The sequence below is a fragment of the Bacteroides sp. BFG-637 genome (assembly GCF_024793605.1).
Lineage (GTDB): Bacteria > Bacteroidota > Bacteroidia > Bacteroidales > Bacteroidaceae > Bacteroides > Bacteroides vicugnae.
This window is the reverse complement of the sequence record NZ_JANUPD010000002.1, coordinates 265,121-280,977: the sequence shown is the minus strand read 5'-3', so window position 1 is coordinate 280,977 and position 15,857 is coordinate 265,121. Positions and strand designations below refer to the sequence as shown.

13 protein-coding genes and 1 pseudogene are annotated in these 15,857 nt (G+C 49.0%); 4 read left to right on the top strand and 10 right to left on the bottom strand.

Features of this window, described 5'->3' with window-relative positions; translation table 11 throughout:
* Positions 1–14: 14 nt before the first annotated feature.
* The 4 genes and pseudogenes from NXX38_RS01225 to NXX38_RS01210 form a co-directional block, all read left to right on the top strand.
* Complete coding sequence (locus NXX38_RS01225) at positions 15–2,558, top strand: hypothetical protein (protein ID WP_258978390.1); 2,544 nt, start codon at positions 15–17, stop codon at positions 2,556–2,558.
* Positions 2,559–2,590: 32 nt separating this feature from the next.
* Positions 2,591–3,322 carry a hypothetical protein gene (locus NXX38_RS01220; RefSeq protein ID WP_407655036.1) on the top strand — a complete coding sequence of 244 codons (732 nt, stop codon included), beginning with the start codon at positions 2,591–2,593 and terminating at the stop codon, positions 3,320–3,322.
* Between the two features lie 3 nt (positions 3,323–3,325).
* Entirely contained in the window at positions 3,326–4,057 is a 732-nt protein-coding gene (locus tag NXX38_RS01215; protein WP_258981832.1) for a DUF5045 domain-containing protein, read from the top strand.
* A 35-nt stretch (positions 4,058–4,092) separates the two neighbouring features.
* Positions 4,093–4,774 (top strand): annotated as a pseudogene (locus NXX38_RS01210) (hypothetical protein); the annotation flags it as partial.
* Between the two features lie 356 nt (positions 4,775–5,130).
* Here NXX38_RS01210 and NXX38_RS01205 read toward each other — a convergent pair.
* From NXX38_RS01205 to NXX38_RS01160, 10 genes are all read right to left on the bottom strand, one after another.
* Complete coding sequence (locus NXX38_RS01205; protein ID WP_258978389.1) at positions 5,131–7,368, bottom strand: fimbrillin family protein; 2,238 nt, start codon at positions 7,366–7,368, stop codon at positions 5,131–5,133.
* 176 nt (positions 7,369–7,544) lie between these two features.
* Positions 7,545–8,561, bottom strand: a complete 1,017-nt coding sequence (locus NXX38_RS01200) for a fimbrillin family protein (RefSeq protein WP_258978388.1) — start codon at positions 8,559–8,561, stop codon at positions 7,545–7,547.
* 52 nt (positions 8,562–8,613) lie between these two features.
* A complete protein-coding gene (locus NXX38_RS01195) occupies positions 8,614–9,651 on the bottom strand; it encodes a DUF5119 domain-containing protein (RefSeq protein ID WP_409012878.1) in 1,038 nt (345 codons plus the stop codon).
* Positions 9,651–10,934: a DUF3575 domain-containing protein gene (locus tag NXX38_RS01190; protein WP_032539989.1), complete on the bottom strand. Its 1,284-nt coding sequence runs from the start codon at positions 10,932–10,934 to the stop codon at positions 9,651–9,653. The genes NXX38_RS01195 and NXX38_RS01190 overlap by 1 nt, the downstream gene beginning before the upstream one ends.
* Before the next feature lie 231 nt (positions 10,935–11,165).
* Positions 11,166–12,368 (bottom strand): site-specific integrase, encoded by a 1,203-nt coding sequence (locus NXX38_RS01185; protein WP_032539987.1) that lies wholly within the window; start codon positions 12,366–12,368, stop codon positions 11,166–11,168.
* A gap of 229 nt (positions 12,369–12,597) precedes the next feature.
* Complete coding sequence (locus NXX38_RS01180; protein WP_258978386.1) at positions 12,598–12,930, bottom strand: hypothetical protein; 333 nt, start codon at positions 12,928–12,930, stop codon at positions 12,598–12,600.
* Between the two features lie 6 nt (positions 12,931–12,936).
* Positions 12,937–14,169 carry a hypothetical protein gene (locus NXX38_RS01175; RefSeq protein WP_032539985.1) on the bottom strand — a complete coding sequence of 411 codons (1,233 nt, stop codon included), beginning with the start codon at positions 14,167–14,169 and terminating at the stop codon, positions 12,937–12,939.
* Positions 14,166–14,603 carry a plasmid mobilization protein gene (locus NXX38_RS01170; protein WP_032539984.1) on the bottom strand — a complete coding sequence of 146 codons (438 nt, stop codon included), beginning with the start codon at positions 14,601–14,603 and terminating at the stop codon, positions 14,166–14,168. The genes NXX38_RS01175 and NXX38_RS01170 overlap by 4 nt, the downstream gene beginning before the upstream one ends.
* Positions 14,604–14,799: 196 nt before the next feature.
* Positions 14,800–15,249: a hypothetical protein gene (locus tag NXX38_RS01165; RefSeq protein ID WP_032539983.1), complete on the bottom strand. Its 450-nt coding sequence runs from the start codon at positions 15,247–15,249 to the stop codon at positions 14,800–14,802.
* Positions 15,250–15,359: 110 nt separating this feature from the next.
* Positions 15,360–15,833 (bottom strand): hypothetical protein, encoded by a 474-nt coding sequence (locus NXX38_RS01160; protein WP_087339980.1) that lies wholly within the window; start codon positions 15,831–15,833, stop codon positions 15,360–15,362.
* Positions 15,834–15,857 lie beyond the last annotated feature (24 nt).

Below are 15,857 nucleotides of genomic sequence, written 5' to 3'. Positions count from 1 at the left end.
GAGAATTGATAACAATGAAAAAAACTCTGTTCATACTCATAGTGATCTGTGCTTTTGCCATTCAGGTGAATGCGCAGTATGTGCGTGTCAACTATGACAAGAAGACTATCGCGGCTATGGTGGGGGCATACGGGGCAGAGACGGTGGCCGAAGTCTACTACAACGAGCAGGTAAAGAAGATTCTGGATAAGTACAGTGCCGCAGAGGTGGCAGCTGCAGGTATCTTCCTATCCAAATACATGGATCGGAAAGGTATGACCGAACTCGGCATACTCGCCAGCAGTACAGAAAACTATTATTACCGCCGCATCTACAATCTTGTCAGTGCAAAGATCATGCCCAAAATATGGACGGTGGCGGGGTTGATGCTCCGCTCTCCGCAAACCGCCCTCTACTGGGGCAGCTATCTGATGAAAATCTGCACCGAGACCAAAATCCTCTGTATGCAGTTTGAATCGGTAGTGACAAACAGTGAACTATCATTTAAAGACATTGTCTTTCTGGAGCTTGATCCAAAAATCGCCGCCCTCTTCAAACTCTTCGAGTCCGGAGACATTGACTGGCAAACAATGTTTGACGATTTCGGCAAGATCTCAAGTAATTTCACCAAAGAGAATCTTCAGGCAGATATAGACCAACTGTATAACATGGGAGTGAATCTGGCTACTACCGGAGGTGATAACCTGTCGGAGCAGATATTGTGTAATAGCAGTTTTGATGACCTTCTTCAGGGAAAAACCAAAACGGTGATTAATGCTGTGAAAGGAAGCTATCAACTTTATGAGCAGATGGATAAATCTATCGGAGGCACATTGCTGTCGTTAGTCGGCGGAGAGAACAACGTAAGTAACTTGTTCAACCTGAGTAACTACAACCTGACCTCGTGGACGACGGACTATCTGCATGAGGCAGTGGGACAATATTATACCCAACGGTGGTATATCTACCGACGGGATGCCGGCAGTGAGACACTCTGCGACTACAATCCACCCACCGATGATAACAGTGTGATCAATGGAGGTGAATGGGTGCGTTTTGAAACAGGCGATGCCGGTTTTTATCCCAATGCGGCACAGGTGGAACAGATATTGAGTAATTCGGAAAGGTATGCCGGATGGTCGAGAGCCAAGGTGAGCCAACTGAATAGTAGTAATGACGGCTATACCTATTCTATCAACTACTGGCGTAATGGCTATGTCATTTCAAGAAACGGGAGACAGACGAAGAAAGCCTACGCATACAGTATTTCCGTGACCAAGAGCTGGAATCATACGGAAGTCATCTACGAGGATTTGTTTGATTCCTACACGATGGACCTGAATGCGTTCAAGGTGCAACTGACCGCAAAGCTGTCAGAATACAATGACAATGAAGAGGGCTATACCTATTATATAGGTAGCGATGCCAAGAAATACTATCAGGCAACGGATGCCGCCAAGCTGAAAGGTTGCGAAAGCGTCATCATCAGCGTGACTTGTCATGATGGGGCTACGCTTATTTCCGGTACCACCTCCTATAAATGCCGCACATGCGGAGGTAGCTTGGATGCACACACCAAAGAGTGTGCGATGCAGACCACCCTTTCGGGAAATGGAAGCCTGGATTTGTCCGAACTGGATGAAAATGAGAAAGAATACCAACAACAAATCAATCTGCTGCAAAGTCAGATAGGGCAACTGGAAAATGAGAATGCCGATCTGATAAAGAAGATAGCGTCAGCCAGTGTGGAAGATGCAGCCAAGTACAGGCAGCAATATAACCAGAATAAGAGCCGGATAACCCAGTTGCAAACGGAACTTTCCGGTTGGCAAAAGAAGATGGAAGAGTTGGCAGAAGCCCGTGCCGAAGCCAACGAAGACAATGCTGTGCCGACGGATGACTATTACCGAATACTAGCTATCCTACAAGATTGCAAGACGGCCTATAGCCTGACATGGCAGGGTGACGGGTGGTGGGAAGGTTATAGCTATCTGAGGAAAGCGACCGCTCCCAACATCAAGGGTATTGTTACTTTCAAAGCTACCGTGACCATTGCCCGGAAACCTAAATATTTTCTGGGTATCAAGATACACCGTGCCATTGTGCAAATCAGTTGGGAACTGACCGCAGAATACACCGATACGGAGGTGGTGGATGTACTGCAACTCGACCCTAATAAGAGCGATGCGGATAAAGCCAAAGAAGTGAACAACCGGATATCGGAGGTAGCCAGACAATATCCCAACTGCCAGGTAAGTACAGAATATATGAAGAGTGCCCCATCAGAAGAAGATCAGAGTGAAGATGTCTATCATCTGCTCTGGTCGTCGGACAGACTGCAAGTAGCCCGACAGGTGGATACCCGACTGACGAAAATCTATGCCGACCTGGTATCACTGGAAAAGATGATGCACTACAAACGGTCGATCATAGATGTGCTGAAAGACATCGCACCAGCTATCCATGATGACCAAGGCAGGAGACTGACACTGGTGGAGCAATGTCGGAAACGGTGGTTACGTGGAGCCGCCAACAGTCTGCACTCAGTGGATTATAACGGAAAATATGAGGAGGAATAATGATGGAAAAAGGAAAAAACAGATTCAGTATAATAGTACATACTATTATACTACTTATAGTAATCTTTCTATTTCCTATTAAGGCGAGTGCCCAATGGGGATTTGATTTGCCGGCGGTGGAAGCCTATATCAATGACCACAAGCAACAACGGAGCTTGTTGCTGGCACGTTCGACACTGGAACTCAGCAACCAACTTCTGCATGGGTATAGCAGCGAGGCTACGGTGGACTACAAGAACCTGAATGTGGATTTGGACAAGTACACCCGTGCCTTTGATGTGATAGATGTACTTTATCAGTCGCTGCGTACCAGCTTGAATGTCTATTCAACTTACAAATCAGTAAGCGAGCGCATACAGGAGTACAAGCACCTGCTGGAAGACTATAATGAGAAGGTGCTGAAACGCAATAAACTATCTTTGGGTGATACACTGCTTATCGGGATTAACCTACGCTGCATACAAAAAATAAGCGATGAAGGCAATCACCTCTACCGCTCACTCAGTGACCTTGTGTTGTATGCTACCGGTGCGGCCGCCTGCTCCACCTCCGACCTGCTTTTTGTACTGGAAAGTATCAATACCGGGCTGGACAATATAGAGAAGCACCTGAACAAATCTTACTTTGAGACGTGGCGGTATATCCAACTCCGCATGGGATATTGGAAAGAATCCGTCTATCGGACCAAAAGCAAGTCCGAAATCATAGAGGGCGCTTTCGGCAGATGGAAAGAATCAGGACTGAACCCCTATAAAAATAAGTAAATGATGAAAAGAATCTTACTCCTATCGGCAGTGGTTATGGGTATTTGTCCCCTGGTAAAGGCGCAAAGCGTCACGTATGACCACGATGATGCCAAGATGAACCAGATCACCGTCATGGAAATCGGTTCGGGAGGGTTGACCCCCTCGTTGTACTATACCGTTCTGCATAAATCTTATCAGAAAAGCGCATCGAGCAAGAACAAGCTGGCTTTCAGAACGACTGCCGGATTGAACCTCTATGCACAAGTAGATGATGCCGAAGCACTGGATTCCGCCCTGAACAAACGGGCAAAGATAGAAGCCCTGAATGTGGCAGACCGAAGCGGTGGCGTACTGGATCTGGCATGGGTGGCAGAGAACGGTAAACTGAATAGCAAGATGGCGGACTTTGAACGGAATATCCGCCGGGTAATGAAGGTGGGTGGTACCGCCAATGAACAAACGCATTGGAAGGAGTACTACAACGTGTATCAATGCGCCATCAAAGCGGCACAGAATGCCTATATGCCCAATGCCCAACGAAAAAAAGAATACCTGCGCATTTATGCGGATGTGGCACGGAAAAATGAAACACTTATCCTTTACATCGTGCGGCTCTCCAATGCCCGGAAGACTTCGGAGCTACTCGCGGCTACGGGGAACATCGAGAACCACAAGGCACAGATCGTGAGAAATGCTCTCTCCCGTTGGAGAGATGCGGGCTGGAGCACCAGTAAACATGGACTGGAAGAATAAACAATAGAATGACATAACCTAAAAACAGCAGACGTATGGCAGATAACATACTTTCGGATTTCGGAATCAATATTCTCGAAGAAGAGATAGACGACGTAATCTTTCAGACTAATGAATTTCTTTGCGATGCCACCTTTACGGGTTCGCAAGGGCCTTTTTGGTGGATTCTTCAAATGTGCATGGCACTGGCAGCACTCTTCTCCATCATTGTGGCCGGAGGAATGGCGTATAAGATGATGATAAAGCATGAGCCGCTGGATGTGATGAAACTGTTCAAACCACTGGTGATCGCTATCATTCTGTCGTGGTGGTACCCACCGGCAGACACAGGCATGAACGGTAGCGGAAGCAATTGGTGCGTGCTGGATTTCCTATCCTATATTCCCAACGCTATCGGCTCCTATACACATGACTTGTATGGAAGCGGAAGCTACACAGATAACGGATAAGTTTCAGGAGGTGCAGGAGCTGATCTACGTGAGGGACACCATGTACACCAACCTACAGGCACAAGCCGATGTAGCTCATTCAGGAACATCAGACCCCAATCTGATAGAGTCCACGATGGAGCATACTGGAGTGGATGAAGTGACGAATATGGAAAAGGATGCCAGCAAGCTGTGGTTCACTTCCTTGGTGAGCGGAGCGACCGTCTGCATAGATAAAATAGTGATGGTGATAGCCCTGATCGTATTTCGTATCGGGTGGTGGGCGACTAACCAATTCCATTCTTTAACTATCTAATTATTAGATGAGTTTTATTGGAAATTCAAAAGAAAGGTAACAAATGAGTATCAAATAGTGGTTTTATTTGAAAGTTGGCACAGAACGCACATGTTTTTCGATGCGGAATGATTACTCATTTGGATTTACTTACACATCATTGCGTTTGCGAAGTTACGGGATTTTTCCGAATTATTCAATACGGAATGGCATGATTAGCGTTACATGCTTAAAGAGCATTTTTATAGTTCGATATTATTATAAACATGACAAACTCCCTCTTCAATTAAGAAAAGAGAGTTTGTCATTGTAAACCTTATGTATATAAAAATCAATTTTTATATCCTCTTTCAGGGTTTCTTACGGACAGCCCGTACAGAAAGTTCCCTACTACGCAATTTGGAAGAGGTTGAGCCATCGCTGTGTTTATAGGCGTACTGGTTGTCATCCTTTACAGCCGTAGAAGTCCAATATTCACCCTCCAAAGGATATTCCGTATCATTTATTCCTGCTACCTCTTCTGTTGCGGGAAGATACCACTTCGGGTCCATAACTTCCGAGCCGCCCGTCAACGAAAGGATATATTCATTATTTGCTTCGATAATATCCCAACTGTTCAGTTTCATACAAGCTATACTTGCATTATTCGTAGGGAACACACCCTTACCTTCTGTTGCAACCTGATAACCGGGGATATTTTGTATCCGGTTGATTATCTCATTCACAAACTGAATACCGTTGAAGTTATACACTTCCCGCGTATTTTTTTGCCCATCCGTCATACTCTCGGCAACACCGGAAGTCGAGAGAGAACCGAGGTTGATCGTTATCTTATCAGCTTTCCCCCCTAAGCCGATAAAATCACCGGATTTCTCCATATCAACGAAAGACAAATCGGGAATATCATCACCAAAAATCGCATGAATCAGCCAACCCAACAACCATGAATCGCCCAATGCCTTTAATGCCTTAGTCCACTCTACATATTGTCTGATACTTTCACGAGAATCATTATCGCAACTGGTCAAATCATAGATTAACTTGAAATCACTGTCCCAAGAAAATCCCCAAGGAACCTTTTCTCCTTCTATCCGTTCGCAACCAATACCATTGCCATACCAAGCGGGAGCAAGCTGGGAAATGGTCAATGTCTGTACTATGTCATCGCTATCGTCAAGCCGTACAGACAACTCTACTGTACGTGAGGCATCTCCTATATTCTCCGGCACAAAAACTGCAATAGGAAATTCGCCGCTTCCCGTACCTTGATAAACTGTCTCGCCTCGTGCGCTACCGGTAATTTCGAGTTTATCACTTGTTGTTCCATGTGCATAATTGGCCGTCCAATAACCTTGCTTGGCATAGCTGTTCATGTTGTCTTGTTTCTGAATAGTGACCTTTTCATCATTCAGGGTTGGAGCAGTAACCATCCATGTCTTACCTGCCGGAACATCGGACACGATCAGTTTTGTTAAAAGAATGTCGTAATGTGCGTCTAATACAGGATTTTCATTTTCCAACTTAAACTCGTATTCCGGCGAAATGGACAATTTGTAAGTAACCGTTTTCCCTTGAGGCCATTCCATTCCTGCAACGGGGGCTTCGAGAGTGCGATTTTCACCTGTTACTCCATCGGCGAACACCACTTCCACCTTCGCACCTGTCGGCAAGGTTTGCGGTAGCATCATGAACGTGCCTTCTCCTGCGGAGACTTCCGTTCCGTCTGTCTCGTTTCCGCTCATCTTTTTATCCAATGATTGTGTAAAGTCATTAGCATCATCATTCAACGTCCATTTTCCGTTTTCCAAGTCGTAGGAACCTTTATATCGAACTCCTTTCAGGGCTACGCTTTTAATCGTTCCGGGCTGCATTTGACTGCCGGTCACAAAACGAACGGCTGTGCAAATATGCTCGAAAGCAAGCGGTATCACTTCGTTCTTATTTCCTTCGATTTCGTCCGTTTTCGCCACCACAAGGTCTTTTTGTTCACTCACAGCTGCAGGAACAGTGTATGTCAGCGTCGTGTTACCCGGTGCTTCGGGAATAGCTAATTCGGCGTCAATTGGTGCCCAAGCGAAAAATTGCAGGGTGCGTGTCGCTCCCGGCCAGTAATACACGTTGTCTGTGCTCCAATTATTGTTCCGGTAAGTTACGTTGTCATCCATGTAGAACGTGTTGACCAGTGTGCCGTCTTCCTTGCAATGGGCCTGTACATGGAAAGTGCCGTATTCTTCGAGCGAGTTGACGGGAGCCGAGCGTGTCACCGGTGTTTCTCCGGAGAAAGAGGAGCAGTCGATACCATCGGAAACCGTAGCACGGACACAAAGTGTGTCCGGCGTATTCGCACTCCGCAACACGAAACGTCCGGTGGTGTGTTCTTCCTTTACCTTACCTGTGCCGACAATTCCTCTTGTCAAAGGGCTTTCCGTCCCGGATATGTCGAAACAAATGTGGTCGCTATATTTCCCGATGTTACTATCGCTGTCATTATCGAGAAAGTCATCGTTGTTACACGAAAATAACAAGAGACTGGTGAGCAGTACCGTCATCCTGCCTGTTATCAAGTACCGATTTTTATATGCTTTCATATCTTTTGATTTTTCAATTATGCCGTGAAAGTTCTTTGCGGCGGCTATTCGTGAGTATAAGGGGAACATTCAACCCCTTATACCCTAAAGATATTTTACGTGGGTGACTGTCGTGCCACCCCGTAAAACATCTTTTCGGCTTTCCGGTATATTCCCTAACGGACAAATCCGGATGATTATTCAACAGTTTCAACCGGAAGTTCTGTTGCAGGGGTGTTGAAATCTTCCCATTTATCAACCGTTGCTGAGAACTTAATCTCACAGAGTTGGGTATCCGGGTCAATGTTTTTAGCTTCGAGTTTCGCAACAAAGGCATAACTGTTTCCGGCTGCCCAGTCTACAGAAGGAATGGATACTTCATGGTCATACTCGTCTATCACACCGTGATGAGTACGTATAACTTTGAATTGCACGGTATAGGTCTGTTCTTCGCCCATGACCGGAATCATGTACTTGTGGTCGGTTTCTTTTGTCTCAGCAGCTGCAAAACCGGTTGCCTCGCCGTCCAATACCACGTTGCCAAAATTCAGTGAAGCCGGGGTATTATCAGCAGCCAAAGTCCATGTTACATTTTCGTCCAAAGCAGCAGTCGCCTTTACATTGGCATTCGTGATTTTTACACCGGTAACATTGATGACAGAACCATCATCCATTCCATTTTGGAAAGCAAATTTCACACGGGACAACATGTGGTTGAGTGTGAAATTAATTGCAGCAGGACATTGTTTGTCCATGACTACAGGAGAAGAGGCATACGTATCGTCAATATCGTAAATCAGGTCGGTAGTACCATCGCCGTTATTAAAAGCAATGCTTCCCCACTGACCAACAGTAGTCGGGGCAGTGAATGTCCAGTTATCACCGGTCGCTTTGGGGGCTACGGCTACGAAACTATATTTGTAGCCATCTTCCCAATAAACGGGTGTCGTGTAACTCCACTCACTACCGTCGGAACTTGTAACCTCAGTACCTTCAAACGGCTTACCAGTCTGACCGTCCTTTTCCATCAAGCCCCATACCTGAAAGGCTTTGAAATTGGAGTTGTCGATGTCAGTGGCTCGTGTCGTTTTGTTTACGAAACTGCTAAACTGGATAGCCTGACTGTTACGGGCTATATCCATAGTCTCATCATTGCTGCAACTTGCCAACATTGCGGCGGCAGCAATTCCCACAAAAAAAAGATTTTTTTTCATGTCGCTAAATTTTTTTAGTGAAACAAATGAATTAATAAATACATTCAATCTTTTAGAGAGGGAGTTCGATGTCTTCGTACTCACCCCAATCTTTTACCGTCACATCGAATCCGGAACCGCCTTCCGTACCTTCCTCGTCGGAAATCTCGATACCGCTCACCACAATAACCCCTCCCTGCGGCTGTACGGCGACCTGATCGGTCACGTCGAAATCGAACGACTTGACTTTCCCGTTCTTCAGGCGCACTTCAAGATTCAGCCCGTAACGGCGTTCGGTACGTGTCGTGTAGTGTTCGTTCGGGTAGTCCGGTATGCCGAACGACTGGACGCAGGCCTGTGTTCCGAAATCTTCCACGCTACAATCATATAATATGGTAGCTGCCTCTTCCGAGGTGCGTCCGCTGTTCAGCCATACCGCACCGGCCATGCCTGCCAATGCGCCGCGTGCCAACGCCACGTATTCCAACCCGTGGCTGAACTCGTAACGCACCAGATAGGTAAAAACCAACGGGTGCATGGTCACGGGCAGTTCGTCGGCCTCAATCTTGCGTTCGGCCGTGTAGTTCTCCATGTAGTTGCCATAAAGCATATCGGGAGCATTCACCGTGTTTTCGACGGTATTTCCCATGTACGGATTGCCCGCATACGACGCACGGGTACGTGTACGGGTCGTGGCCTTTGCCGATGCGAACGAGTTCATGTCGTCAAAGACGATGTATTCCGTGTCGTTGTTGTAGAGCAGCAGGGAGTGTTCTCCCGGACGCATCCGCACGATGTCGCCTTCGGGTGCCACGTTCAGGATGTTGTTGGTGCCGTCCTCGTTATATACCTGCACGCGCAACCCGTCGGGAGCGTCGGGGCATAGCTCATGGTACTCCATACCGAACCTGCTCTCCCATGCGGGGTATTGCTCCCAGTCGGGACCTCCCTCGCAAGTATGTTCCCATTCCTTTTCGTACACTGCCTTCACGTGCACGTCTGACTTCGGGGCGTGTGCCTCATGGTCGAAACATAAGTCCTTGTGTTCGCAGGAAGAAAACACCGTCAGCATTCCTGCCAACAGGGAAACGTATCTTATCGTGTATCTCATCATTTCATACCTCCTTTCCTGTTATTGCTGTTGCCCCGTCCGAGCAGCCAGACCAAAGATATTTCCGCCTTGGTCGGCCCGAACCAGTGGCGGTTCTTGGTGGATTCCCACACGTCATGCCCATCGAGAGGGCTGTAGGTATAATATTTGCCGCCCCAGTAGCCCACGCCGATAGTGAAATCTATGTTCAGCCTGCGTGCCACCGGCAGGGAGTAGCCGTATTCCACGCCCACGGCATAGTTGCCCTTGTCCCAAAGTGTCCCTCCGGGTTCGCCTCCCATGTAGCCGGTGCCTCCCCACTCGAAGTCGTATGTGAACACCTGCCCGTAAACGCCCAGATGATGCCCGGTGAGCGGCTTCCCGGCAGCACGTTTTCCCAGCCACTTGCGCACGGCGATGTCGCCGCCGTACACACGCCAATAGCGGTGCTTGCTGCCCTTGTCCCACCAGCCGTACATCCAGTTTCCGCCGAGCGTCCATCCCTTGCCGAGATAGAACTCGACGCCGATGTTGGGCACGGCCAAGACGTCATAAAGCATGTTTGTCTTGACGGCCATGTAGAAAGGTTTCCGTTCTTCCTGCTCCGGTACGATAGCCTGCGGTACGAGCGTGTCCGTTTCCTGAATAACGGCAGCCGTATCAATGGCGGGAACCGTCTGTAATTCGACCGTATCGCTTTTTATTACCGGCTTTTGCCGTACCGTCACGAATACGACGCTGGCGTTGCGAACCTGCGGGAAGAAATGTTCCAGCATATAGAACCAAGTGCGCCCGTACTGCAGTTCCATCAAATGTTTTTTCTTGCTGTCAATCAGAACCCCTTTGTCATTGTACGTGTATTCGGGGACATTGCGCAGCACCTCCACGGCTTCCTCCTTGTGAGGCATGTCCGACTGTTCCGCCAGACAGGCCAGACGTTCCCAAGCGATGGTGGCATCGCAACGGGTGACGATACTGTCCGGAAGCGAAATACATCTGCGCACATAGTTCTCCACTGCCGCACGGCGTTCTTCCGCCAGCCTTCGATTGATTCCGGCAGACCCTTCCGGTGAAGCAGAACCACAGAAGGACACCTCGACCAGATCGAGTGCCCCATCATTTTTAACACTTCCCAAAAACGATACGATTTCCGCCAGACGCTCGGCGTTATTTACATAGGCTGTGTCCAGCGTGCTCTTGCCGACACGGAAATCCACACAGATTTCCTTCCGGCTTTCCTGTCCGAAAAGATGAACGCTCCCGAACAGAGTGAATACCAATACTATAAAACTTTTTGTCCGCATTTCAATTCCCTTTTTTATCCCCCTCTTACCAAGAGAGGGATAAAAAGAATAATGCACTAACAATCAGTATATTTCGTTGGGGTGAAATTGAAATTCGCTAAACATTTATGTGTTTTTGAACATAGAAGTAACATTTTTTATAGAAAAAATTCTTTGCTATACATTCTTTTTTATACTTTTGCATCGTCTAATCCCTCTCTTGGTAAGAGGTAACATTTTTTGCCTGACATTCTACCTTAATTTTTTCAATATCAGATCATTCGCTTTGTCTATCGTTGAATTGTCCAAAGAGGCAAGATATATTTGCGTGGTATTTTCCGAATCATGCCCCATACCCGCACTGATGACCGACAGGGGAATGTTCTGACTTTTAGCGATACTGGCCCATGAATGGCGGCTGACGTACATCGTGAGTTTGGCTTGTAGGCCGATTGATACGGATATTTCTTTGAGCTTGTTGTTGACCAGACGGAGCGCATTTCTGTACTGCAACCGTTCGTTCCGGTCTGTCTTGATGATTGGCAGCAAATAGCCGTTTTCATTTGCCGGGTATTTGTCGATAATCTCCTGCATGGATTTTTCCCACTTGATGAATAATTGCTGCCCCGTCTTTCGTCTGCGATAGGAAAGGATGCCGTTCTGCAAATCCTTCTTCTTGAGATATGCCATGTCGATGAACGACATTCCGCGTGTGTAAAATGAGAACAGAAACATGTCCCTTGCAAAATCCAATGAGGACTTGAGCGACAGGTCCAGTTCCTTAATCCGTCTGATGATTTTCAAGGGAAGAGCACGCTTGACCGTTTTGTCTATTCCTGTATAGACATGCTTGAAAGGATACCGTTGCACGGTCATTTCCTTTTCCACCGCACGGTTGTACACGGCACGGAGAATCCGGTTATAAAAGGAAACGGTGTTCATGGCTACGTCGTGGGATTTCAAATAGGCTTCGTATTCCGTCATCAGGTCTGAATCAATTTCATTCAGCATGATGTCGTTCCCGTTCCGAAAGCGTTTGAAGCTATTAAGGGCTGTCGTGTAATTTTCCGCAGTCCGTTCCTTTCCCAATCGTTCCAGTTGAAGAATGACCTCCGCCATAAACTCGAAAAAGGACGCTTCCCGTTCCGTTTCATGAAACAGTCTCACTATCTCGTCGGTAGCAAATGCACGCTTGCCGCTGTTTAATCCGTTTATAATCTTGTCCAGCCGGTTCATATCCCGGCGTATCCTTTGTGCAACAGCCTGAATAACGGCTGTCCGTTCGCCCTCCGGTGTCGCAACCGGTCTTGACCGTTTATCATCCCATTCATGGGGGAACACCTTATAACCGGTTGTGATTTGCCTGACGACACGGCGGTGAGTTACAAAATAAACGATAGTGCCCGGACGGCCTTCGACTGTCGACGGGCGGAATTTCACTTTTACTGTTGTCATACTTATATTTATTTAATTGATAATGTTTCATTGTCTTAACTTGCGGCATATAAAAATGGTCAGCACGATACAGAGTACAAGAAAACCTGCCGTATAGCCAAGTATTTTCCACAGCATTAGACTGTGTATGAACTGGCTGTTTGCCATGCAGGTACAGACAAAAGCCGCCGCGAGGGAGATGATTGCCTCTACCATACACCAGAAAGCGGTTGCGGAGATAAGCACACGGTCATTCGCCGAGAGGCGTCCGGCCAGCCTTGCGCACTCCCGTTCCATCCTGTCGGCCATCTTCCGGCAGATTTTCTCCCCCTTCCCGCTCAAGCGTCTTTCTCGCTTCCTCGCCGACTGTGACCGTGCTCGCCCCACGCAGGGAAGAAACAGCCCCGTCCATTTTGGGCAGGGCTTCCGAAAGTCTGTTTTCAAGCTTTTCCACATTAGCACTAAGAATGCGTACAGCTTCATAATTGTTTTCCAGCGCGTTGATTATATGCTCTTGCTCCTGCATCTTTTCGGCAGCCGGAAGGGCCTCGTCTATTTCCGAGAAATCGAATTTTTTATTCATAGGCTGTTATCTTTTTCGTCCTGTCCTCGGTTTCTTTCCGATCACCCTTGCCGCTTCACGGGCGCACCGGCGTGCCCATTCCCGTTCGTCCTCGTCCTCGCGTCTTCCCCAAGGCAGGTCGTTGGAACTGCCGCCACCACCTCCCGAAGGAACCGCCGGAGTATCGAGCATCCCGACGAAAAGTGCCGCTGCCATGTCCGTGAGGTCACGGCTGTTGGCTGTCTCCCGGTAGTCGAACTCGTCATTGAATACGTCCAACGCTTCATCGGGAATGAAGAACCGGCGGCTTTCCCCGTCGATGTCGATATGGTACGGGCTGGTACCGGGACGATAGCCGGTGTATTGCGGAACCGGTGCCGTTCCTTGTGCGTGAACCGGAATCGTCCGAGATGTAGTCGGTATAGATTTCCCTGCGGCGGGCTGTGTCGAAACAGTCCTTGTCTTGGGAGCCGCGTGCAGCTTTTTCCACGTGCTTTCGAGCTTGGTCGCCATGAGGTTGCGCCCCCTGCCGAGTTCGGAAGCCTTGTATCTGGCGTTGCCTTTCTTCAGCACGTAACCGCGCAATATCTTCTTGTTGTCGCGCAGCTCCCAAAACTCATATCCCTTGCTCCTAAGTCTGGCCACGTACTCGTCCCATGACCAGCTTTCCATGGATTGCAGGGTTTCCATGCAGTCCCGGTTCACCTGCCCGATGTTCGTCTCACGTACTTCGGCGGCAGTCGTCCAGCCCCGTTTCAGGGCCACACGCTCGGCTGCCCGCTGTGCCCGCAGGTGTATGTCATGGTCGTTGTTGATATTCCCCCTTTCGTCGATACGGCAGAACGCGCCGTGAAGGTGGGGAATGCCGCTCTTGGATTCCAGATGCAGCCACACCGTGCCCTTGCTGCCTTTGAGGTCGGTTTTCGGAGAATAGGTCTTGCCGTTCTTGTCAAGCAGTTCGATGTTGTCGAACTCATCCGTGAAGTCGTCCCACAACCTTTGCCAGTCGTCAATGGTAAAGTCTTTGGTGTGTTCCGGCGCGGGGCTGACCTCGATGCGGATGACGGAATTTTTGACCCGTTTGGACTTCTCCAGCGTCAGCCGCATGGAATCCCATATACCCGTGGCATCCAGACCGGGCGGCAGAAGATTGTCCCCCACGTGGAAGATGCGTTCGGGATGTTTCTTGTTCCTCGATTCTCCCGTGATGTATCTGATGTCATTTATCCCGTGGGAGATGGATTTCGCTTTCCCTATCATGGCTCGTCCTCCCCGTCTTCACCGTTCCTTGTCCCGTCGGGCAAGCGGTTGGAAAACCGTACCTTGTCGAGCACGTCCGTGACACGCTCGGCCAGCCTGCCGAGTTCCTTGAGCCATTCGAGCATGAAAGGGTAACTGTTAAACATCTGTCTGCGCTTTTCGGGGTTCATGCCACGGAGCGCGGACGTGTAGTTCACGAGGTCGCTGCGGCATCCTATAAGGGTCTCCATGACTGCCTCCTGCCTTGCCGTCAGCCTCGCTTTCGGTCTGTAATTGAAAGCCCTTGCCAGCACGTAGCTGCTGACGGTCATGCCGCACTCGGCGGCGAGGCGGCGGATGTACTGTTTCTGTTCCGCGGTGACTTTGGCGCCGATGTATTCGGTGCGGCTGCCGCCGGACGGAAATGATGTGTCTTGCTTGTTGTCTTCTGTCATAAATGTTGTTTTATAAGGGTTAAGCGGTGCGAGCCTGCGAGCGCCGCCACCGGCGAACTGCCAGTGAGCCGCGAGAGCGCCAAGGGATGACTGACCGAAGGGAGGTGATACCTTGGCATATCTCGAAACTGAAAGACGTTTTCAGTTCTCCTGCGGCGTGCCTCCGCTGCCGGATAAAATGCCATTCAAAGGCCGTTCAAATGCCATTCAGGGCGGGATTGCAAAGGTTTATGACGCGGCGGTTCTGAAAGTCCGTCCATTCCTCGATACAGGTCATGGAAGCGACGGAAGCGGTTTTGGAAGCGTCCACCGCTATCATGCCCAGCCTTTCCATCGTTGCAAGGAGATTGCGGGTTCTTTTTCTCCCTACGTTCCATTCCTCCGCGAGTCTGGTTTCCGAGAACTGGAACTGTCCGGGCTGCAATTCCTGCGGCCTGCGGAATGAATCGCCCCTGCCGGGTGACAGTCGCATCCGTGAGAGCAGGTCATAAAAAAGAGTGTGGTTGCCGATTCTATTGCCGTCGTCATCTTTCGTTGTCCTTCCGAGCCATTCGATTGCCTCCGCAGTAAGACGGATGCGGATTGTACGGAATCCCTGCGGCTTCTTGAAAAGGGATGTTTCCTTGTTCCTCTTGTTTTCTTGCATAATTTAATAAAAAATAAGGGAATGGAGTATCGGAAAACCTACAACAGTTTCAATGAGATAGTGCGTGCGGGAGTTTCCTTGTCCGTCCGATACCCCGTTCCGGTTTGACGTCAGTTCCGGTTCACGTTGGCGGCGGGTTGGGATTGCAGGTGCCCCCGTGCGTCCTCCACCGCCTTGAAGTCGGAAGAGATTTTCATCAGTGCGACGCTGACGCGGCAGAGCTGGCCGATGTCGACAAAATCCTTGACGGCTTCCATCAGTTTTTGCGCACGTTCCTGACGGTGTTTCATCACGGCCTCGCCATCTGTCCCGTTTTCCTTGGTAAGCCCGTGGTTGAGAAAGCGGTTGACGGTCAGCATGTCTGTCGCCTCAATCGTTGCGGTATCGCCATTGCCCGTTCCGTAGCCGACCATTACCCGTATGGAATCTGCCTCGTAGGGGGTACAGCCGCGAAGGAAGTCCAGAATGGTCTGCGCCTTCGCGCTGATTGCGGGTCTGCTCTCTTTCTTTCTCTGTTCCTTGTTCGGGGAATCCTGAACCGCGATATTCCTGATACCCGGTTCCATGTTCTTTGAATTGTCCATGACTGCATTGTTCTAAAAAAGGTT